The sequence below is a fragment of the Streptomyces fulvoviolaceus genome (genome assembly GCF_000718165.1).
Taxonomy (GTDB): Bacteria; Actinomycetota; Actinomycetes; order Streptomycetales; family Streptomycetaceae; genus Streptomyces; species Streptomyces fulvoviolaceus.
In genome coordinates this window covers 46,794-67,617 of record NZ_JOEY01000040.1, presented here as the reverse complement: position 1 = coordinate 67,617, position 20,824 = coordinate 46,794, and the positions used below count along the sequence as shown (strand labels likewise).

Genomic DNA, 20,824 nt, shown 5'->3' with positions numbered 1-20,824 from the left:
ATGGCCACGGTTCTCGACCCGCCGACCGACAAACAGCCTCTCGTCCGCCGTACGCGATCCACCGCCCCGGGCGGACGCAGACGCCATGTCTCGCCCCTCCTCGCCATCTCCCCGTTCTATGTGCTGTTCGCCGTCTTCGGCGCCTTCCCGGTGGTCTTCTCCCTGTACCTGTCCTTCCAGGACTGGGACGGCATCGGCGACATGCGCTTCGTCGGTCTCCAGCAGTACGGCTGGCTGCTCGAGGACTCGGTGTTCTGGCACTCGGTGCTCAACACCTTCGAGATCTGGTTCCTGTCCACGGTGCCGATGCTGTTCCTGGCCCTGGTGCTCGCGTTCCTGCTGCACTCGCAGGTCCGGTTCACCGGCGCCTACCGGGTGGCGTACTTCATCCCCAACGTCACCTCGATGGTCGCCATGACCGTCGTCTTCGGCTCGGTCTTCGCCCAGACGGGCCTCGCCAACTCGGGCCTGCGGGCACTCGGGTTGGACGGCATCGGCTGGCTGTCCTCCGAGTGGGGGATCAAGTCGTCGATCTCCCTCATGATCATTTGGCGGTGGATCGGTTACAACGCCCTGATCTTCCTGGCGGGCCTCCAGGCCATCCCCACCGAGCACTTCGAGGCCGCCCGCGTCGACGGCGCGAACAGCTGGCAGACCCTCTTCCGGGTCGTGCTGCCGCAGCTGCGGCCGGTGGTCCTCTTCGCCGCCGTCACATCCACCATCAACGGCCTGCAGATCTTCACCGAGTCCCAGGTGCTCTTCCAGTCGACCGACGTCGGAACCACGGGCGGTCCGGGCCAGGAAGGGATGACCATCGTGCGCTATCTCTGGCAGAAGGCCTTCAAGGACCACCAGTTCGGCTACGGGGCCGCGATGGGCTGGCTCCTCTTCGCGATCATCGCGGTCTTCACCGTCATCAACTGGCGGCTGGTCGCCGGCTCCGACCACGACGACCGCGCGGGCATCCTGCGCTCGCTGCGCCGCAAGAAGGGGGCCCGCAATGGCCGTTGACGAGCGGACGACCGGCAGCGCGGGCCTCGCCATCGGCGCCGGCAGCAGGCTCACCCGGATCGGTGTCCGGGCGGCGCTGCTGCTCGGCGTACTGATCTCGCTGTTCCCCTTCTACTGGCTGGTGGTAATGGCTTCCGGCACCACCCAGGACATCTACCGCTACCCGCCCAAGCTGGTGCCGGGCCCGCATCTCCTGGACAACATGCGGCGGGTGCTCGACACCGTCGACTTCTTCGGCTCGCTGTTCAACACCGTCGTCGTCGCCGTCCTCGGCACCGCGCTGGTGCTGTTCTTCGACTCGCTGGCCGCGTTCGCCTTCGCCAAGTACGAGTTCCCGGCCAAGAAGTTCCTCTTCGGCACGCTCCTGGTCACGTACATGATCCCGGCGCAACTCTCCCTGGTGCCGCAGTTCGTCACCATGGCCGAGTTCGGCTGGGCCGGTTCACTGAAGGCGCTGATCATCCCCGGCGCGGCCAATGCCTTCGGCATCTTCTGGATGCGCCAGTACGCCCAGAACTCGCTGCCCGACGAGCTGTTGGACGCCGGGCGGATCGACGGCGCCGGCTTCTTCCGGCTGTACTGGACGGTGGCGCTGCCGCTGTTCCGGCCGGCCCTCGCCTTCCTCTGCATCTTCACGTTCATCGGTCTCTGGAACGACTACATCTGGCCGCTGGTCGTCCTGATCGACCCCGACAAGGTCACCCTCCAGGTCGCCCTGGCGAACCTCAACGTCCTCTACAACACCGACTACTCCCTCGTGATGGCGGGCGCCCTCATGAGCGTCATTCCGCTGATCATCGTCTTCGTGCTGGGGGCGCGGCACTTCCTGCGGGACCTGGCCGCGGGGGCGACGAAGATTTGAGGGCGGCTCAGGCGGTGGTCTTCGGGCGGTTGCCCTTGATCACCGCCCCGCAGACCAGCAGGGCCGTGAGGGCGATGAGGGCACCCACGCCGAACGCCCTCGCGGAGCCCTCGGTGAGGATGTCGGACGGTGACCCGGTCGCGTGCCGGGTCGCCGTGCCGTAGACCGTGACGAGGATGGACAGTCCGAGCGTGCCGCCGAGCCACTGCAGGGTCTGCAGCAGGCCGGATGCGGCGCCCGCCTCGTGCGGCTGGACCCGCGCGAGGATGGTCGCGTTGAGCGGCATGAGGCTCAGACCTATGCCGACGCCGAGCAGCAGCAGCGGACCGAGCAGGCCGGAGAGGTAACCGTCCCCCGGTTCCAGGCGCCACAGCCATCCGGCCGCCACGACGACCAGGCTCAAGCCGGTGAGCAGCACCGGCTTGGCGCCCACGCGTGCCAGCAGCCGTGGCACGAAGCGCACACTGGTGAACATGGCCAGCGTCATCGGCAGGAAGGCGAGGCCCGCACGCAACGGGCTGTAGTCCAGGACCTGTTGGCTGATCAGGGTGAGGAAGTAGAAGGCGCCGAACATGCCGGCCGGCACCAGCATGACGCCCACATAGGCGCCCGCCCGATCGCGGTCGGCGAACAGCCGCAGCGGCAGGATCGGTTGGTCGGCCCGGGACTCGATGAGGGTGAAGCCGACGAGCAGGGCGGCCGCCACGCTGAAGCCGAGCATCGCCTGGGTGTCGCTCCAGCCCTCTTCCGAGACCCGGATGAACGCGTACACCAGCGAGGTCGTCCCGGCCGTGCCGGTGAGCGCGCCAGCGGCGTCGAACCGGCCCGCGTGGCGCGGGGTTTCGGCGACGAAGCGGGGCAGGGCGAGGGCGACCGCGATGCCGATGGGCACGTTGATCAGCAGGGCCCAGCGCCAGGACGCCCAGGAGGTCAGCATGCCGCCGAGGACCAGGCCGACGGAGGCGCCGATGCCCGCCGTGGAGGAGTAGATGCTCAGGGCGTGGTGGCGGCGCGGGCCCTCCGGGAAGTTGGTGGTGATCAGGGCGAGGGTGCTGGGGGCGGTGAGGGCGGCGCCGACGCCCTGGAGCGCGCGGGCGGCCAGCAGCCAGGCGTTGTCGGTGGCGAGTCCGCCCAGGAGGGAGGCCGTGGCGAAGAGCAGGACGCCCAGGGTGAGGGTGCGCCGCCGTCCGACGATGTCTCCGACGCGGCCGCCGAGCAGCAGCAGGCCGCCGAACGCGAGGGTGTAGGAGTTGAGGACCCAGGACAGACCGGTGCGGCTGAAGTCGAGGTCCTGCTGGATGTCGGGGAGCGCTACGTTGACGACAGTGGAGTCGACGCCGACCATCAGGTAGGCGGTGACGACGACGAGAAGGACGGTGCCGAGCCTGGCGGGTGGGCGCGGGGCGGAGAGTGGGTCGGTGGTCGTGGACGGTGCGGACGGGGTGGACATGGTGTTCTCCCGTGCTGGCGTCCCCGGCTGAGGAGTGCGCGGGCAGGGCGAACTGTCCGCGGAGATCGCTGCAATAAGCGGGGACTGTCTCCGTTTAATGCTCGATAAGATACGGAGAGAGTCCCCGGTTTGCAAGGAGTATCTGGATGACGCAGGGAAGGCCCATGCGCGCGGACGCTCGCCGCAACTACGAGCGGTTGCTGAAGGTGGCGGCGGAGGCCTTCGCCGAGCATGGGGAAAAGGCGTCCCTCGACGACATCGCCAAGCGGGCGGGCGTCGGGTCCGGCACGCTGTACCGGCACTTCCCGACCCGGCAGGCGCTGCTGGAGGCCGCGTACGTCGACCGCGTCGAGGAGTTCGCCAGGCGGGCCGACGAGATCGCGAAGGAACTGCCGCCGGGCGAGGCGCTGGTGGTGTGGCTGAACGAACTCTGCGTCGGCACGATTCAGGTGCGCGGCCTGAAGGCCCTGCTGGGCTCGGCCGTCACCGACGGCAGCAACGCCGTGATCACCGCCTGCGGCACCCATATGAAGGGGGCGGTGGAACGGCTGGTGGTGGCGGCGCAGAAGGAGGGCACCCTGCGCCAGGACATCGAGCCGATCGAGGTCCTCCGGCTCGCCCACGGTGTGGTCACGGCGTCGGAACTGGCGAACGGGCAGGGGAAGGCCATCAGCCGGTATCTGTCGCTGCTGTTGGAGGGGCTTCAGCCCGGGTCCGGGAACTGAAGCCGGGCGCCCCCTGGATGGATCGGGGGCGCCCGCAGCTGTCGTACGGCTTCCTACAGGGCCTGCGCGGCCGGCTTCACCATCCCCCTCACCGTGCGGGACTTCACGAAGTCGCCCATCGCCGTCATGTCCCACTCGCCGGAGAACTGCTTGATCAGCTTCGCCATCATCACGCCCGTCTGCGGTTCGGCGCTGGTGAGGTCGAAGCGGACGAGTTCCTCGCCGGTCGAGGCGTCGAGGAGACGGCAGTACGCCTTGGCGACCTCGGTGAACTTCTGGCCGGAGAAGGAGTTGACCGTGAAGACCAGGCCGGTCACCTCCTGGGGGAGGCGGCCGAGGTCGACCACGATCACCTCGTCGTCGCCGCCGCCCTCACCGGTGAGGTTGTCGCCGGAGTGCTTGATCGCGCCGTTCACGATGGACAGCTTGCCGAAGTAGCAGCTGTCGATGTGGTTGCGCTGCGGGCCGTACGCGATGACCGAGGCGTCCAGGTCGATGTCCTTGCCGCGGTACGCCGGCTCCCAGCCGAGGCCCATCTTGACCTGGGAGAGCAGCGGGCGGCCGCCCTTGACCAGGGAGACGGTCTGGTTCTTCTGAAGGCTGACCCGGCCCTTGTCGAGGTTGATCTTCCCGGCGCCGGCGGGCGGCGGCGGGGGAGTGGAAAGGGGCGGGGCCGGCGGGGCGACCGGGGGCTGCATGGTGGGCGGGGGCGGCGGCGGGGTTACCTGCTGCGGCGGGGCGACGGGGGTGGGCGCGGGTGCGGGCTCCTCGACCGTGACGCCGAAGTCCGTGGCGATGCCGGCCAGGCCGTTGGCGTAGCCCTGGCCGACCGCGCGGGCCTTCCAGGCGCCGTTGCGCAGGTAGATCTCCACGATCACCAGGGCCGTCTCGGTGCCGAGCTGCGGGGGCGTGAACGTCGCCAGGACGCTGTTGTCGTCGCCGCTGCGGATCGTGGCCGTGGGTTCGATGCCCTGGAAGGACTGGCCGGCTGCGTCCGGGCTGGCGGTGACCACGATCTTCTCGATGCCCGGGGGCACGGCAGCCGTGTCGACCGTGATCGCGTCGGGGGCGGTGCCGCCGCCCGAGCGGTACGTCACGCCGGGGCCGTTCGGCTGGTTGTAGAAGATGAAGTCGTCGTCCGAGCGCACCTTGCCGTCGGCGGTGAGCAGCAGGCCCGATACGTCGAGGCGCACGGGCGCGGCGACGTCCACCGTCACGCGGGCGGCGGACAGGGGGATGTTCGAGCCGGGGGTCATAGCTGTCATGCCCGGTGAACGATCCAGGCCGCTTTACCGTTCCCTTACCAGCGGCCGTTCGGGTCAGTGGGGGTGCGGCCGTTTTTTCGCCCCCGCCGCCCCTACCCTTCCCGTCCCTGGGGGCTGCGCCCCCAGACCCCGCTTCGGCCCTGAAGGGGCCTCGTCCTCAAACGCCGGACGGGCTGAAAGAACTCAGCCCGTCCGTCATCGAGGAGCGGGAATCCCCTACGGCACCACCACGATCTTGCGGCCCACCCCCGCCGCGAACTGCTCCAGCGCCTCCGGGTAGCGCTCCAGTGGGATGCGGTCGCTGATGAAGATGTCGGGGTTCAGGACACCGTTCGCGAACAGTTCCGCCGCTCGTTCGAAGCTGTGGAGGACCGCCATGGAGCCGGTGATGGTGATCTCCTGGTTGTAGATGCGGTACGGGTCGATCGTCACGCGCGTCGCGTAGTCGGCCACTCCGAACTGCAGGAACGTGCCCGCCTTCGCCACCCGGTCCAGGCCGTCCTGGATCGCCGCCGCGTTGCCCGTCGCGTCGATCACCACGTCCCAGCCCTGTGGGCGGTCCAGCTCGTCCGGGTTCGCCGCCGACGCCGAGACGCCGAGCGTGCGGGCCGTTTCCAGGCGGGTCGGGTTCAGGTCCACGACGTCCACGCTCGACGCACCCGTCCGCTTGGCCAGCTCCAGCATCATCAGGCCCATCGTGCCGGAGCCGTAGATCAACACGTGGGCGCCCAGGCGGGATTGGAGCACGTCGTAGCCCCGGACCGCGCAGGACAGCGGCTCCACCAGCGCCGCGTCCTGCGTACGGACGTGCTCGGGCAGCCGTACGCAGTTCGCCACCGGCGCCACGGCGTACCGCGCCGCACCCCCGGCCGTGGTCACGCCGATCGCGGCCCAGCGTTCGCAGAGGTTGTTGTGGCCCGTACGGCAGTACCGGCACTCGTAGCAGTAGAGGGACGGGTCCACCGCCACCCGGTCGCCCACCGAGATCTCCGTGACCTGGGTGCCCACCCCGACCACCTCGCCCGCGAACTCGTGCCCGGGGACGATCGGCAGCTTGGGTGCGAACTCGCCCTGCAGGATGTGCAGATCGGTCCCGCACAGGCCGCAGGCCGCGACCTCGACCACGACCTCGCGCGGTCCGGGCGTCGGGTCCGGGACCTCGGTGACGACGGCACGGCCCACGGACTCGATGACGGCGGCCTTCATTTCACGGCTCCCAAGGAGAGGCCCTGGACCAGCTTGTCCTGGGCGGCGAACCCCGCGGCGAGCACCGGCAGGGAGATGACGAGCGACGCGGCGCACACCTTCGCCAGGAACAGGCCCTGGCTGGTGATGAAGCCGGTCAGGAAGACGGGGGCGGTCTCGGCCACGACACCGGTGAGCACCCTCGCGAAGAGCAGCTCGTTCCAGCTGAAGATGAAGCAGATCAGGGCCGTCGCGGCGATGCCGGGCAGGGCGATCGGGGCGACCACCCGCGCCAGGATCGTCGGCAGCCGCGCCCCGTCCACCCGGGCGGCCTCGATGATCGCCACCGGGACCTCGGCCAGGAACGACTGCATCATCCACACCGCGATCGGCAGGTTCATGGAGGTGTAGAGGATGACCAGCAGCCAGATGTTGTCCAGCATCCCGGCGTTCTTGGCGAACAGGTAGATGGGCAGCAGGCCCGCCACCACCGGCAGCATCTTCGTCGACAGGAAGAAGAACAGGACGTCCGTCCACTTCTTCACCGGGCGGATCGAGAGCGCGTACGCCGCCGGGAGCGCGAGGAGCAGGACGAACAGCGTCGACGCCACCGACGCCACCACCGAGTTGATCAGCGCCGGCCAGGGGCTCGCGCCGCCGCCCGTGCCGAAGAACTCGCGGTAGCCGTCCAGGGTGAGGGCGGCGCCGAAGGACGGCGGATTGGTGGCCGCGTCCGCCTCCGAGTGGAAGGAGGTCAGCGCCATCCACGCGATGGGGAGGAAGAACAGGATTCCCAGGAGCCAGGCCACGAGGCCCAGGCCGGCTCCCTTCTTACGGCTGGCTCGTACGGCGATGCTGCTCATGCCCGGCCCACCTCCTCGCGGAACAGGGACGACACCACGCGCAGGGCGAAGGTCGCGATGATGATCGAGCCGATGACGACCAGGACGCCGGCGGCCGAGGCGAGGCCGTTCTCGTGGGCCTGGTAGAAGCTCTGGTAGACGGTGTAGGGGAGGTTCGCGGTGCCCAGGCCGCCGGACGTGATCGTGAAGACCGCGTCGAAGTTCTGGACGATGTAGATCGAGCCGAGCAGAGCGCCCAGTTCGAGGTAGCGACGCAGGTGCGGGAGCGTCAGATAGCGGAAGATCTGCCAGTCGCTCGCGCCGTCCACCCTCGCCGCTTCCATCTGCTGCTGGTCGCGGCTCTGCAGGCCCGCGAGCAGGATCAGCATCATGAACGGCGTCCACTGCCAGACCAGGGACATCTCGACCGCGAGCAGCGGGGTGTTGGAGATCCAGTCCGGCTGTGGGCCGCCCACATAGTGCAACAACCCATTGAGCAGGCCGTATTCGGGGTTGTAGAGTACATGCTTCCAGAGCAGGGCCGCCGCCACCGGGACCACCAGGAAGGGGGCGATGAGCAGGGTGCGGACCACGCCCCGGCCCCGGAACTTCCGGTCGAGGAGCAGGGCCAGGGCCAGGCCCAGCACCAGGCTGACCAGGACCACCGCGACCGTCAGCAGGACCGTCGTCCACACCGAGTGGCGCAGATCCGCGTCGGTCAGCACCTGCTGGTAGTTGTCGATGCCGGTGAAGTGGCGGGCCTTGGGATAGAGGGCGTTCCAGTCGAAGAAGGAGATCACCAGCGTGGCCACGAACGGGAGTTGGGTGACCACGATCATGAAGACGAGGGCGGGGAGCAGCGGGGCGCGGGTGGCCCAGGCGCGCAGGCGGGCGGAGGGCTGCCGCACGGGGCGTACGTGTGGGGTGGCCAGTGGGGCCGTGGTTGTCGCGGTCATCGTCCCTCGTACTCCTCGGAGATCCGCTCGGCGATCTGTTGGGACTTCTTCAGGGCCGACTCGACGGACTGGCGTCCGGCGATGGCCGCGCTGATCTCCTGGGAGACCTTGGTGCCGAGATCGGTGAACTCGGGGATGCCGACGAACTGGATGCCGGGCGCGGGGCGCGGCTGCACGCCGGGGTCATTGGGCCGGGCGCCCTCGATGGCCTCCTTGGTCATCTCCTGGAAGGCGGCGGCCTCCTTGACGTAGGCCGGGTTCGTGTACGTCGACGCGCGCTTGCCGGCCGGGACGTTGGACCAGCCGATCTGGTCGCCGACCAGTTGCTCGTACTGCTTGCTGGAGGCCCAGGACACGAACTTCCAGGCCTTGTCGGGGTTGCGGGACGCGTCCTGGATGCCCCAGGCCCAGGTGTAGAGCCAGCCGGCGGACTTGGTCTCCTCGACGGGGGCGGGGGCGTAGCCGAGCTTGCCCTTGACCGGGGAGTCCGACGCCTCCAGGGAACCGGCCGCGGAAGTGGCGTCGTACCACATGGCGACCTTGGCCTGGGTCATGTTGTTGAGGCATTCGGCGAAGCCGGACTGGGGGGCGCCGGACTCGCCGTGCTCACGGACGAGGTCGACATAGAACTTCGTCGCCTTCTCCCATTCCGGGGAGTCGAGCCGTGCCTTCCAGTTCTTGTCGAACCAGGTGCCGCCGAAGGTGTTCACGACGGTGGTGAGCGGTGCCATGACCTCGCCCCAGCCCGGCAGGCCGCGCAGGCAGATGCCCTTCATGCCCGGCTCGGCCCCGTCCAGCTTCGCGGCGAGGTCGGCCACCTGGGTCCAGGTGGGGTGCGCGGGCATCGTCAGGCCCTCCTTCGCGAAGACGTCCTTGCGGTACATCAGGAAGGAGGACTCGCCGTAGAAGGGCTGGCCGTAGAGCTTGCCGTCGTCGCCGGTCAGCGACTCGCGCATCGGCTTGAGGACGTCCTGTTCGTCGTACGCCGGGTCCTTGGCGACGTAGGAGTTCATCTCGCGCAGCCAGCCGTTGCGGGCGTAGATCGGGATCTCGTAGTTGGAGAGGGTGGCCACGTCGTACTGGCCGGCCTGGTTGGCGAAGTCCTGGCTGATCTTGTCGCGGACGTCGTTCTCGGGCAGAACGGTGAAGTTGACCTTGATGCCGGTCTCTTCGGTGAAGCGGGGGGCGAGCTTCTGCAGCTCGATCATCTGGGGGTTGTTGACCATCAGGACGTTGATCGAGTTGCCGCCTGATCCCGCCCCGCCGGCTCCGACCCAGCAGCCGGAGAGCAGCGGGGCGAGCAGCGTCCCTGCGGCGGCCATGGCGAGCGTGGCTCGCGGCGGCCGTCGTCGGCTCTGGGTTCGCATGGATCGCTCCTGGACTTATGGGGAGATAAAGGGCGCTCCTAGGCGTAGGGTGCCCCATTTAGTGGTGAGTTGTGTTTTCAAACTTGAGGGATCGGGTGCGTCTGGTTTTCAGACGCGGATGACCTGCGGCCCCTGCAGTGAGTAGCGGTGGGCCTCGGCCGAGGGGAGCAGCGTGCTCGTCACGATCGTCTCCAGTGCGCCGATGTCCGCGAACCGGCAGAAGCTGACCGCTCCGAACTTGGTGTGCACGCCCGCGAACACCGTGCGGCGCGCGGCCCGGATCGCCTGCGTCTTGACCTCGCTGACCGCGGGGTCGGGCGTGGTCAGTCCGTGTTCGCGGGAGATGCCGTTGGCGCCGATGTAGGCGAGGTCGACGACGAAGCCGGCCAGCATCTTCGTGGTCCAGTGGTCCACGGTGGCGAGGGTGCCGCGCCGGACCCGGCCGCCGAGCAGCAGGACGGAGGTGTTCTCGGCCTCGGCGAGTGCGCCCGCGACCGGGAGGGACGCGGTGACCACGGTCAGCGGCCGGTCCCCGGGCAGTGCCTCGGCGATGAGCTGCGGCGTGAAGCCCTCGTCGACGAAGACCGTCTCGGCGTCCCCGAGCAGCTCGGCCGCGGCGGCCGCGATCCGGCGCTTCTCGGGCACGTGGCTGGTGGCGCGGAAGGCGAGCGTCGTCTCGAAGCCGGCGCTCTCCACGGGATAGGCCCCGCCGTGCGTACGGCGCACCAGACCGTGGTCCTCCAGGGCGCGCAGATCCCGTCGTACGGTCTCCTTGGCCACGCCCAGTTCGGTGGCGAGCGCGGTGACGTCGACCTGGCCGGAGGCGCGCGCGGCCCGCACGATCTCCCGCTGGCGTTCCTCTGCCGTCCTGATGTCCATGGCCGACACCTGCCTCCGCGCTTCCTTGCCCGTTCGGGCCCTGGTGGGGCCCATGGGGGAAGTTCTACAGCGGGTGCGCGGCACTGACCAGGTCTGTTGCAGGCCCGATGCTGCCCGTGTCTGCCCGTTTGCGGAGCGGAGTGCCCGCCTCGGACCTGCGTCGCTGTGAATCGTCGCGTGAGATCGGGCAGGTGTGGTGCCCGAACACGACGGCGGGCGGGCCCGTTCGGTGCCCGCCCGCCGTGAAAGTGCCTTCGCGCAAGTGTCAGTACGGCCAGATCGGCGGGTCGCTCACGAAGTGGCCGCCGAGGTAGGCGTGCGCGATGTTGTCCGGCTCCAGCTCGCCCTGTTCGGCGATCAGTTTCTCGGCGTACGGCTCGGAGTCGTCCTGCGGGTCGTAGCCCAGGGACCGCGCGGTGGTCAGGTCCCACCACAGGCGGGTGTTGGCGGAGGAGCCGTAGACGACGGTGTGCTGGACCTCCTCGGCGGTCAGGGCCGCGTGGAAGAGGCGGGCGCCGTCGGCGGGGCTCATCCACAGCGACAGCATGCGCACGCTGGTCGGCTCGGGGAAGCAGGAGCCGATGCGGACGGAGACGGTCTCGAGGCCGTGCTTGTCCCAGTAGAGCTGGGCGAGGTCCTCGCCGAAGGACTTGGACAGGCCGTAGAAGGTGTCCGGGCGGCGGGGGACGTCGATGGGGATGAGGGGGGCGTCGCCCTGGGGCCGCGGGGTGAAGCCGACGGCGTGGTTCGAGGAGGCGAAGACGATGCGCGGGACGCCCTCCTCGCGCGCGGCCTCGTACAGGTTGTAGGTGCCCTCGATGTTCGCCCGGAGGATCTTCTCGAAGGGGGCTTCCAGGGAGATGCCCGCGAGGTGGATGATCGCGTCGACGCCGCGCACGGCCTCGCGCACCGCGTCCTTGTCGCCGAGGTCCGCGACGAGCGCGTCCGGCTCGCCCTCGATGGGCCGCAGATCGAGCAGGCGCAGCTCGTAGCCGTAGTCCGGGAGCAGATCCCGCATCAGGGTGCCGAGCCCGCCGGCGGCGCCGGTGAGCAGAACGGTGCGGGGCGCTGGCATCCTCGGTTCTCCTTGAGTCGAAGGCTGCATGAGTGCACGGTATTCACATTCGTGGACAAGTTAAGGATCATTGCCGTGCCCAGTCAAGGGTGGCGTGACCCCTGTTCATAAATATAAACTCTGATCAGAAGCCTGCACATTCCCGTTCCTGTTCTCGTTCTCGTTCTCGTTCTCGTTCTAGGGAGAGCCCGTGACGTCTGCCGACCTGGCCACTCGACTCGGCATCCCCAGCGGGCCGCTGTTCTTCCCCGTCACGGCCTACGGCCCGGACGGCTCGGTCGACCTAGACGTGTACCGCGCGCACGTGCGCCGCGGGGTCGAGGCCGGGGCCGCCGCCGTCTTCGCGTGCTGCGGCACGGGGGAGTTCCACGCGCTCACGCCCGAGGAGTTCGAGGCGTGCGTGCGGGCGGCCGTCGAGGAGACGGCGGGCCGGGTGCCGGTCGTCGCGGGCGCCGGATACGGCACCGCGCTCGCCGTGCGGTACGCGCGCGTGGCCGAGGGGGCCGGCGCCGACGGACTGCTCGCCATGCCGCCCTATCTCGTGGTCGCAGGGCAGGAGGGACTGCTGCGGCACTACCGGGAGGTGGCCGCCGCGACCGCGCTGCCCGTCATCGTCTACCAGCGCGACAACGCCGTGTTCACCCCGCAGAGCGTCGTCGAACTCGCGCGCACCGACGGCATCATCGGGTTCAAGGACGGGCTCGGCGACCTCGACCTCATGCAGCGGATCGTCAGCGCCGTTCGGACCGAAGTCCCCGGCGACTTCCTCTACTTCAACGGACTGCCGACGGCCGAACAGACCCAGCTCGCCTACCGCGCGATCGGCGTCCCGCTCTACTCCTCGGCCGTGTTCTGCTTCGCGCCGGAGATCGCCCTCGCCTTCTACCGGGCGCTGCAGTCCGGCGATGACAGGACGGCGAACCGCCTCCTCGACGGCTTCTACCGGCCCTTCGTCGAACTGCGCGCCCAGGGCCGCGGCTACGCCGTCGCCCTCGTCAAGGCCGGCGTACGGCTGCGCGGGCTCGACGTGGGGGAGGTCCGGCCGCCGCTGCACGAGCCGAGCGAGGATCATGTGAAGCAGCTCGCGCAGATCATCGAGCGCGGATACGCGCTGCTGGAGGAGGGCACCAAGTGAAGGCGTCGACATTCGTCTACCCCTGGGACGTCAACGGGGACCCGGAGGCCGCGGCGCGCATCGCCTCCCTCGGCGTCCAGCAGGTGACCCTCGCCGCCGCCTACCACTCCACGCGCGCGCTCACGCCCCGCCACCCGCGCCACCGCATCGTCACCGCCGAACACGCGGCGGTGCTGTATCCGACGGACGGCCGCTGGGAGGGCCGCGAGCTGCGCCCTTACACGGCCGGCGACTGGGCGCCCGGCGACGCCTTCGGCGAGGCCGCGGAAGCGCTGACGGGCGCCGGTCTGGAGGTGCACACCTGGGTCGTACTCGCGCACAACTCCCGCCTGGGCGCCGAGCATCCGGGCACCTCGGTCGTCAACGCCTACGGCGACCGCTACCCGTGGGCCCCTTGTATCGCGCAGCCCGCCACGCGCGCGTACCTCGTCGACCTGGCCGCCGAGGCGGCGGTACGGCCCGGCGCGCGCGGCACCGAGCTGGAGTCCCTCGGCTGGTACGGACTGCAGCACCTGCACGCCCATGACAAGACCGGCGGGGTGCCGCTCGGCGACGCCGGGATGTACCTGATGGCGCTCTGCTTCTGCGCGGTCTGCCGGGAGGGCTACGGCGCACAGGGCCTGGACGCCGACGAACTGGCGGCCGCCGTACGGGCCGCCCTGGAGCCGCTGTGGCAGGGGGCGCCGGACGACGGGGGCTGGGCGGGGGTCGAGAAGCTCCTCGGGGAGGCGAACGCGGCCGCCACGCGCGCGTGGCGCGACGAAACCGCCCGCACGCTCCAGGAGACGGCCGTCGCCGCGGTCCGCGCGGCCGCCCCCGAGGGCTTCCAGATCCTGCTGCACGCCGACCCCGTGACGTACCACGTCGGCGCCAACCCCGGCGTCGACCCGGCGCACGTCCTGTCCGTCGCGGACGGCGTGGTCGTGCCGTGCGCGGGCGGGCCGGGCCTGCTGACGCCGTTCGCGGAGACCCGGAAGGACGCCGAGCCCCGGAAGGACGCCGAGCCCCGGAAGGGCCCGGAGCCCCGGAAGGACGCGGTGATCGCCGCCAACTTCGGTGTGGTGTCCGGCATGGGCGGCAGCCCGGGGACGCTCGCGGCGGACGTGGCCCGGGCGCGGGAGCTCGGCGCGACGGAAATCCGGCTCTATCACGCCGGGTTGGCGTCGGACCGTGACTTGGAGGCGGTGCGCCCGGTGCTCGCCGGGTTCTGAAGCAGGGGCACGACGGTCGCGAGCCACAGCACGCCCAGTACGGCCGACAGCGGCCGCTGGTCGAGGAGTTCGACCAGGACGGCTCCCACGGCCAGCCCGAGCACGTTCGGCGCGAACACCAGCGTGTTGGCCGTGGCGACCGTACGGCCCAGCAGGGCGTCCGGTGTCTCGCGCTGTACGGCCGTGAGCGCGGCGATCAGCACGCAGGGCAGCCCTACACCGCTCGCCGCGCTGCACGCGAGGGCCACCGGGTCGGAGGGGAGCGCCCGCAACCCCGTGGCGACGGCCGTCAGAGCGATGCCGTACGCCGCGAACCGGCGTTCGCCCAGGCGGCGCAGGGCCGGGCCGGAGAGCAGTCCGACCGCCACGGAACCGGCGCCCTGGGCGGCGTACAGCACGCCGGTCCAGGCGGGGGAGTGGCCGAGGCCGTCGACGACGGCGTAGATCAGCGCGCCGTTGAGGCCGGCGAAGAGCATGGTGGTGCCGCCGGCCAGGACGAGGGCGCGCAGCGCGGGGTGCGACCAGAGGTGGCGGGCACCCTCGGTGGCCGGCGTGCGCTCGGACGGCTCGGGCCTGCTCTCGCGGACGCGGAGAGCGGCGTACAGGGCGGTGGCGATCACGAAGGTCACGGCGTCGAGGAGGGCGACGCTCGGGCCGCCGTACGCCGCGTAGAGGCCCACGCCCGCCAGTGGGGCCACGAGCTTCATGCCCTCCGTGATCGCCATCCGCAGTCCGTTGAAGTCGCCGAGCAGGGACGGGGCGACGGCGGTGGCGACGAGGGCGGACTCGGCCGCGTCGTGGACGACGCCTGCGGCGCCGTAGAGGAACAGGACCGCGTAGAGGAGCCAGACGCGGTCGGGGGAGTCGACGGTGAAGAGGGTGGGGAGCAGGGCGGCCAGGAGCAGATTCGTGCCGATCAGGAGCGGCTTGCGGCGGACGCGGTCGGCGAGCGCGCCGAGGAGGGGGCCGGCGAGGGTGGGCGCCCACATCGCGAGCATGCAGAGCGCGGCCAGGCCGTCCGAACCGGTGAGGTCCTTGACCCACACGCCTGACGCGAGCCACAGCGCGGAGGTGCCGAAGCCGGAGATCAGGACGCCGGCGAGGTAGAGGCGGGCGTTGCGGTCGCGTAGGAGGACCCGTGTCCTGGTGGTCGTCATGCCTGGCCATCGTGGGTCTAAGGCGGGGGCGTGCGGATGGGGAAGGCGCCCTAGAGAACAAGGGTGAACAGTGGGCCAACTAGCTGTGTGCGTCGGTAATTTGCCCGTGACGTGAGGCCGGGTGGTGATGTAACCTTCAAGCAAAGAAAAGGTAAAGCGCAAAGGAAGCAATATGTTCGATCTCCGTACGGAAGCGGAAATGAGGCTGCACTCGGACAAGATGGCCCGGGAGCTCGCTCTGAAGAAGCAGCGGGAAGAGGGCGGCGAGACCGATGAGAACACTGCACTTCGGCCTGAGAGTGACGAATCCTGAGCGGTCGCTCGCCTTCTACACGGCCGTCGGCTACGAAGTGGTCGGGAGCGTCCCCGCGACCCCGCTCGGGCGCCTGACCATGCTGAAACTCCCCGGCGACGAGTTCGTCAGCATCGAACTCGTCCACGACCCCGACGGCGGCGAGACCGCCGTCGGCACCGGCCTCAGCCACTTCGTCATCAAGGTGGAGTCCATGGCCGCCACCCTCACCGAGCTGGCCGCCCGCGGCATCGACACCGGGGCGCCCGGATCGCCGGACGGCTCGGACGACTTCCTGACGACATGGCTCACCGACCCGGACGGCAACCGGATCGAGCTGGTCCAGTGGCCGACGGGTCATCCCGAGGGCATGAGCGCGGCCGACTGGTCGGACTGAGTTCCGGAGCGGGCGCGGCCTGCGATGAGTTTCCGCCGCGTGGACGGTCTACCCCTCAGATCCCCCGAACTCTGAGGAGCAGCGGATGACCGACACGACCCTCGACCTCGGACCGCAGACCCGTGTCGTCGCGCGCCTCGCGGCCGGCGTGACCGACGAACAGCTGGCCGACGCCACACCGTGCCCGGACTGCCCGGTGCACAACATGCTCGGCCACCTGGTCCACCTGTCCGCCGCCTTCCGCGACGCCGCCCGCAAGGACCTGGGCGTCACGACCGACACCGACCCCACCGCCGCCGTGCCGGACATCGGCCCCGGCTGGCGCGAGGAGCTCCCCAAGGTCCTCGACGAACTCGCCGAGGCCTGGCGCGACCCGGCCGCCTGGACCGGCATGACCCGCGCGGGCGGCATCGACCTGCCCGGCGAGATCGCCGGCGCCGTCGCGATCGACGAACTGGTCATCCACGGCTGGGACCTGGCCCGGGCCACCGGTCAGCCGTACGACCCCGACCCCGCCGCACTCCAGGCGTCGCACGACTTCCTGCTCGCCTCCGCCGACGACCCCGACCGGGGCGGCATCTTCGGCCCGGTCGTGCCGGTGCCGGAGGGCGCCTCGCTGCTCGACCGGGCGGTAGGGCTGAGCGGGCGGGACCCGGGGTGGACCCCGGGGTCGTAATCGGGAGGCGTACGGCCCGGGGCGACCGTACGCTCCCCGCATGCCCCTCGCCCTCACCGTCCTCGGCACCGCCTCCCCGCACCCGCAGCCGGACACCCCGTGCTCCGGTTACCTGGTACGCGGTGGGGGCGCCGAGGTGTGGGTGGACGCGGGGTTCGGGAGCTTCGCGGAGTTGCAGCGGCACACTGATCCGGTACGACTCGACGCGATCTGGATCTCGCATCTGCACGCCGACCACCATGCCGATCTGCTGGCCGCGGTGTACGGGTTGGCCTACGGAGGGCTCAACCCGTCCGTCCCCCTTCCCGTCTACGCCCCGGACGGCTGCGCACAGCGCCTCGCCGGGTTCTTCGGGCGGGCCGACACCGGCTTCCTGAGCGGCATCTTCGACTTCCGGAAGCTGTACGACGGACACACCGCCCGGCACGGCGACCTGACCCTCACCGCCCACGCCGTCACCCATGATGTCGAGGCCTACGGGCTCCGCGCCGCAGCCGACGGGCGGGTGCTCGCGTACTCCGGGGACACCGGACCCTGCGCCGCGCTCACCCAACTCGCCCGCGACGCCGACCTGTTCCTCTGCGAGGCCGACATCGACGTCCATCGCGAAGGTGAACAGGTTCACCTGACCCCGGAGGATGCCGGAAGCGTCGCCCGCGAGGCCGCCGTACGGCAGCTGCTCGTCACGCATGTCGGGCCCACTCTCACCCCCGAGGCCGCCACCACCCGCGCCGCCTCCGTCTTCGGCGGGCCGACCGCCGCCGCCCGGGTGGGCGAGACGCGCACCGTCTGACGCAACCTCAACTTCCTTTGTCAGAAGCATTGACGAAACACGGGGCCCCTCCTACCTTCAACGCGTCGTACTTCGTACGTCATATATGAGACGCGATACGCGAGATCAGATACGAGACCGCGAGATCCGAGAGGCGCGCATGACCTCTGTGCCCACCCCGATCCCGTCCCGCACGCAGTACGTGCTGGACGCGATCAAACACCGCATCCTCACCGGGCAGTTGACGCCCGGTCAGGCCCTGGTCGAGACCGAGCTCGCCGCGCAGTTCGGGGTGTCGAAGACCCCCGTGCGCGAGGCGCTCAAGACGCTGGCCGGGACCGGACTCGTCGTGATGAGCCAGTACAAGGGCGTCACGGTGCGCATGGTGGACGCGGACATGGCGCGCGAGGTGTACGACGTGCGGCTGCTCCTCGAACCCCAGGCGCTGAAGCGGTCCGTGAAGCGGGGCGCCTCCCTCGACGCGGCACGGGACGCGCTGACCCGGGCCGACGACGCCACCGACACCGCCGAACGCTCCCTCGCCAACCGGGAGTTCCACCGCGCGCTCTACCTGCCCTGCGGCAACCCGCTGCTCGGCCGGATGCTCGACGAGGTCCGCGACCAGGCGGCCCTCGTCTCCGCCGTCGCCTGGGCGGCCTCGCCCTCCTGGGAGCGGGAGGCCGGTGAGCACCGGGAGATCCTGCGGCTCGCGCTCGACGGTGACGCCGACGGCGCGGCGCGCGCCCTCCACGCCCACATCGCTTCGTTCGTGCAACGGGCCTACCCGGGGGTCCTCGAAGAGCTCCAGGCAGAGGAAGGTCAGGAATGAGCAGCGTGACGTTCGAGACCCAACGGGCGGCCCTGGCCGACGTGGTGGCGATCCCGGTGACCCCGTTCGCCGAGGACGGCTCCATCGACCAGGACGCCCACCGGGCCCTGCTGCGTCGCCTGCTCGACGGTGGGATCAGGATCCTGACCCCCAACGGGAACACCGGCGAGTTCTACGCCCTGACGCCCCAAGAGCGCCAGCTGGTCACCGAGTTGACCATCGACGAGGCCGGCGACAGCGCCGTGATCCTCGTCGGCGTCGGCCACGACGTGCCCACCGCCGTCGCCTCCGCCCGCCACGCCCGTGAGCTCGGCGCCCGGATGGTGATGGTCCACCAGCCGGTCCACCCGTACGTCTCCCAGGGCGGCTGGGTCGACTACCACCGCGCCATCGCCGAGGCCGTGCCCGAGCTGGGCGTCGTGCCGTACATCCGCAACGCGCAGCTGTACGGCGCCCGCCTCGCCGAACTCGCCGACGCCTGCCCGAACGTCATCGGCGTCAAGTACGCCGTCCCGGACGCGGCCAGGTTCGCCGCCTTCGCGCGGGACGCGGGGCTGGAGAGATTCGTCTGGGTCGCCGGGCTCGCCGAGCCCTACGCCCCCTCGTACTTCTCCGCGGGCGCCACCGGCTTCACCTCAGGACTCGTGAACGTCGCCCCGTCCGTTTCGCTGAACATGATCGAAGCGCTTCGATCCGGCGACTACCCGGCCGCCATGAAGGTCTGGGAGCAGATCCGCCGCTTCGAGGAACTCCGCGCCGCCAACGGCTCCGCCAACAACGTCACCATCGTCAAGGAGGCCCTCGCCTCCCTCGGTCTGTGCCGCCGCGAGGTCCGTCCACCGAGCAAGCCGCTGCCCGAGGACGAACGGGCGGAAGTCGCCGCCATAGCCGCCGGGTGGTCCATGTGAAGCGGCCCGAGGAACTGAGAAGTCACCAGTGGTACGGCACCGAAGGCCTCCGCTCCTTCAGCCACCGCGCCCGGACCCGCCAGCTCGGCTACCTCCCCGAGGAGCACCTCGGCAAGCCGGTCATCGCGATCCTCAACACCTGGTCGGACATCAACCCCTGCCATGTGCACCTGAGGGACCGCGCGCAGGCGGTGAAGCGAGGGGTGTGGCAGGCGGGAGGCTTCCCGCTGGAATTCCCGGTCTCCACCCTCTCCGAGACCTTCCAGAAGCCGACCCCGATGCTCTACCGCAACATGCTCGCGATGGAGACCGAGGAGCTGCTGCGGTCGTACCCCGTGGACGGGGCCGTGCTGATGGGCGGCTGCGACAAGTCGACCCCGGCGCTCCTCATGGGGGCCGCCTCCGTCGACCTCCCCGCGGTCTTCGTGCCCGCCGGGCCCATGCTGCCGGGCCACTGGCGCAACGAGGTCCTCGGCTCCGGCACCGACATGTGGAAGTACTGGGACGACAAGCGGGCCGGCCTCATCGGCGACTGCGAGATGACCGAGCTGGAGAGCGGCCTCGCCCGCTCGCCCGGCCACTGCATGACGATGGGTACGGCGTCCACGCTGACCGCCGCGGCGGAAGCACTCGGGGTGACCGTCCCGGGTGCGTCCAGCATCCCGGCCGTCGACTCCGGGCACGACCGGATGGCCGCCAAGGCCGGCATGACCATCGTCGAACTGGTCCACAGGGACCGGAAGTTGTCCGACATCCTCACCCCGGACGCCTTCGAGGACGCGGTCACCACCGTCCTCGGCCTCGGCGGCTCCACCAACGCCGTGATCCACCTGATCGCCATGGCGGGCCGGGCGGGCGTCGAGCTCACCCTTGACGACTTCGACCGCATCGCCCGCACGGTCCCGGTGCTCGCGAACGTACGGCCCGGCGGACAGACGTACCTCATGGAGGACTTCCACTTCGCCGGCGGCCTGCCCGGGTTCCTCTCCCGGATCCCGGACCTGCTCCACCTGGACCGGCCGACGGTGTCGTACGACACCCTGCGCGAGCAGATCGACGGCGCGCAGGTGCACGACGACGACGTCATCCGGCCCCGGGACAACCCGGTCGCGGCCGAGGGCGGGGTCGCCGTACTGCGCGGCAACCTCTGCCCGGACGGCGCGGTCATCAAGCACATCTCCGCCGAGCCGCACCTGCTCAAGCACACCGGTCCCGCGGTCGTCTTCGACGACTACCGGACCATGCAACGCACCATCAACGACCCCGAGTTGAACATCACCGCCGACAGCGTGCTGGTGCTGCGCAACGCCGGGCCCAAGGGCGGTCCGGGCATGCCCGAGTACGGCATGCTGCCCCTCCCCGACCACCTGCTCAAGCAGGGGGTGCGGGACATGGTGCGGATCTCCGACGCCCGGATGAGCGGCACGAGTTACGGCGCGTGCGTGCTGCACGTGGCGCCCGAGTCGTACATCGGCGGACCGCTGGCCCTCGTACGCACGGGTGACCCGATCACCCTCGACGTCGAGGCCCGCACCCTCCATCTCCACGTGGACGACGAGGAGTTGGAGCGCCGCCGGGCCGGGTGGACACCGCCGCCCGCGCGCTACGAGCGCGGCTACGGCGCGCTCTACAACGAACAGATCACCCAGGCCGACACCGGCTGCGACTTCGAGTTCCTGGCCCGCCCGGGCAAGGTCGCCGACCCGTACGCCGGCTGAGCCGAAGCAGCACGACAGCACCACCTCGCACACCGCTGTCCAGAGAGAAAGCGCTTCCCGCACGACGCAAGCACACGCAAGCACACGCAAGCACACGCACTCCCCGCACGAC

At 70.2% G+C, this 20,824-nt stretch carries 20 protein-coding genes; 11 read left to right on the top strand and 9 right to left on the bottom strand.

Annotation, left to right across the window (positions count from 1 at the left end; translation table 11 throughout):
- Positions 1 to 1,011, top strand: a complete 1,011-nt coding sequence (locus IG08_RS0136240) for a carbohydrate ABC transporter permease (protein ID WP_030612825.1) — start codon at positions 1 to 3, stop codon at positions 1,009 to 1,011.
- A complete protein-coding gene (locus tag IG08_RS0136235; RefSeq protein WP_106981095.1) occupies positions 1,001 to 1,873 on the top strand; it encodes a carbohydrate ABC transporter permease in 873 nt (290 codons plus the stop codon). The genes IG08_RS0136240 and IG08_RS0136235 overlap by 11 nt, the downstream gene beginning before the upstream one ends.
- Positions 1,874 to 1,880: 7 nt before the next feature.
- On the opposite strand, the gene IG08_RS0136230 is transcribed toward IG08_RS0136235, so the two are convergent.
- Positions 1,881 to 3,323 (bottom strand): MFS transporter, encoded by a 1,443-nt coding sequence (locus IG08_RS0136230; RefSeq protein ID WP_043456111.1) that lies wholly within the window; start codon positions 3,321 to 3,323, stop codon positions 1,881 to 1,883.
- A 146-nt stretch (positions 3,324 to 3,469) separates the two neighbouring features.
- Here IG08_RS0136230 and IG08_RS0136225 point away from each other — a divergent pair, with 146 nt between their 5' ends.
- Positions 3,470 to 4,048, top strand: coding sequence for a TetR/AcrR family transcriptional regulator (locus IG08_RS0136225; RefSeq protein ID WP_030612817.1), 579 nt, complete (start codon positions 3,470 to 3,472; stop codon positions 4,046 to 4,048).
- 53 nt (positions 4,049 to 4,101) lie between these two features.
- Here the strand turns inward: IG08_RS0136225 and IG08_RS0136220 are convergent, their stop codons facing one another.
- The 7 genes from IG08_RS0136220 to IG08_RS0136185 form a co-directional block, all read right to left on the bottom strand.
- Positions 4,102 to 5,304, bottom strand: coding sequence for a TerD family protein (locus tag IG08_RS0136220; protein WP_030612816.1), 1,203 nt, complete (start codon positions 5,302 to 5,304; stop codon positions 4,102 to 4,104).
- A 225-nt stretch (positions 5,305 to 5,529) separates the two neighbouring features.
- Entirely contained in the window at positions 5,530 to 6,519 is a 990-nt protein-coding gene (locus tag IG08_RS0136210; protein ID WP_030612813.1) for a zinc-dependent alcohol dehydrogenase family protein, read from the bottom strand.
- Positions 6,516 to 7,361 carry a carbohydrate ABC transporter permease gene (locus IG08_RS0136205; RefSeq protein WP_030612810.1) on the bottom strand — a complete coding sequence of 282 codons (846 nt, stop codon included), beginning with the start codon at positions 7,359 to 7,361 and terminating at the stop codon, positions 6,516 to 6,518. The genes IG08_RS0136210 and IG08_RS0136205 overlap by 4 nt, the downstream gene beginning before the upstream one ends.
- Positions 7,358 to 8,296: a carbohydrate ABC transporter permease gene (locus IG08_RS0136200; RefSeq protein ID WP_030612807.1), complete on the bottom strand. Its 939-nt coding sequence runs from the start codon at positions 8,294 to 8,296 to the stop codon at positions 7,358 to 7,360. The genes IG08_RS0136205 and IG08_RS0136200 overlap by 4 nt, the downstream gene beginning before the upstream one ends.
- On the bottom strand, positions 8,293 to 9,663 hold the full coding sequence (locus IG08_RS0136195) for an ABC transporter substrate-binding protein (protein ID WP_030612804.1): 1,371 nt from the start codon (positions 9,661 to 9,663) through the stop codon (positions 8,293 to 8,295). The genes IG08_RS0136200 and IG08_RS0136195 overlap by 4 nt, the downstream gene beginning before the upstream one ends.
- Positions 9,664 to 9,771: 108 nt before the next feature.
- Positions 9,772 to 10,542, bottom strand: coding sequence for a DeoR/GlpR family DNA-binding transcription regulator (locus IG08_RS0136190; protein WP_030612802.1), 771 nt, complete (start codon positions 10,540 to 10,542; stop codon positions 9,772 to 9,774).
- Between the two features lie 265 nt (positions 10,543 to 10,807).
- The gene (locus tag IG08_RS0136185) at positions 10,808 to 11,617 is read right to left on the bottom strand and encodes an NAD-dependent epimerase/dehydratase family protein (protein ID WP_030612798.1); all 810 of its coding nucleotides are present in this window, start codon (positions 11,615 to 11,617) and stop codon (positions 10,808 to 10,810) included.
- Between the two features lie 190 nt (positions 11,618 to 11,807).
- Here IG08_RS0136185 and IG08_RS0136180 point away from each other — a divergent pair, with 190 nt between their 5' ends.
- Both IG08_RS0136180 and IG08_RS0136175 read left to right on the top strand, forming a co-directional pair.
- Positions 11,808 to 12,752 carry a 5-dehydro-4-deoxyglucarate dehydratase gene (locus IG08_RS0136180; RefSeq protein ID WP_030612795.1) on the top strand — a complete coding sequence of 315 codons (945 nt, stop codon included), beginning with the start codon at positions 11,808 to 11,810 and terminating at the stop codon, positions 12,750 to 12,752.
- Positions 12,749 to 13,963, top strand: a complete 1,215-nt coding sequence (locus tag IG08_RS0136175) for a hypothetical protein (RefSeq protein ID WP_030612792.1) — start codon at positions 12,749 to 12,751, stop codon at positions 13,961 to 13,963. Before IG08_RS0136180 ends, IG08_RS0136175 begins: the two co-directional genes overlap by 4 nt.
- Here the strand turns inward: IG08_RS0136175 and IG08_RS0136170 are convergent.
- Positions 13,900 to 15,120: an MFS transporter gene (locus IG08_RS0136170; RefSeq protein WP_030612789.1), complete on the bottom strand. Its 1,221-nt coding sequence runs from the start codon at positions 15,118 to 15,120 to the stop codon at positions 13,900 to 13,902. The two genes, IG08_RS0136175 and IG08_RS0136170, sit on opposite strands and share 64 nt — an antisense overlap.
- 272 nt (positions 15,121 to 15,392) lie before the next feature.
- On the opposite strand from IG08_RS0136170, the gene IG08_RS0136165 reads away from it, so the two are divergent.
- The 6 genes from IG08_RS0136165 to araD all read left to right on the top strand — a co-directional run bounded on the left by IG08_RS0136165 (position 15,393) and on the right by araD (position 20,712).
- Entirely contained in the window at positions 15,393 to 15,809 is a 417-nt protein-coding gene (locus IG08_RS0136165; protein ID WP_030612786.1) for a VOC family protein, read from the top strand.
- Positions 15,810 to 15,894: 85 nt separating this feature from the next.
- Positions 15,895 to 16,485, top strand: a complete 591-nt coding sequence (locus tag IG08_RS0136160; protein ID WP_030612784.1) for a TIGR03086 family metal-binding protein — start codon at positions 15,895 to 15,897, stop codon at positions 16,483 to 16,485.
- Between the two features lie 40 nt (positions 16,486 to 16,525).
- Positions 16,526 to 17,278, top strand: a complete 753-nt coding sequence (locus IG08_RS0136155) for an MBL fold metallo-hydrolase (RefSeq protein ID WP_030612781.1) — start codon at positions 16,526 to 16,528, stop codon at positions 17,276 to 17,278.
- Between the two features lie 139 nt (positions 17,279 to 17,417).
- On the top strand, positions 17,418 to 18,086 hold the full coding sequence (locus IG08_RS0136150; RefSeq protein WP_030612778.1) for a GntR family transcriptional regulator: 669 nt from the start codon (positions 17,418 to 17,420) through the stop codon (positions 18,084 to 18,086).
- Positions 18,083 to 18,994: a dihydrodipicolinate synthase family protein gene (locus IG08_RS0136145; protein ID WP_030612775.1), complete on the top strand. Its 912-nt coding sequence runs from the start codon at positions 18,083 to 18,085 to the stop codon at positions 18,992 to 18,994. The genes IG08_RS0136150 and IG08_RS0136145 overlap by 4 nt, the downstream gene beginning before the upstream one ends.
- Entirely contained in the window at positions 18,982 to 20,712 is a 1,731-nt protein-coding gene (gene araD, locus IG08_RS0136140; RefSeq protein ID WP_030612772.1) for an L-arabinonate dehydratase, read from the top strand. The genes IG08_RS0136145 and araD overlap by 13 nt, the downstream gene beginning before the upstream one ends.
- The last annotated feature ends 112 nt before the right edge of the window (positions 20,713 to 20,824 follow it).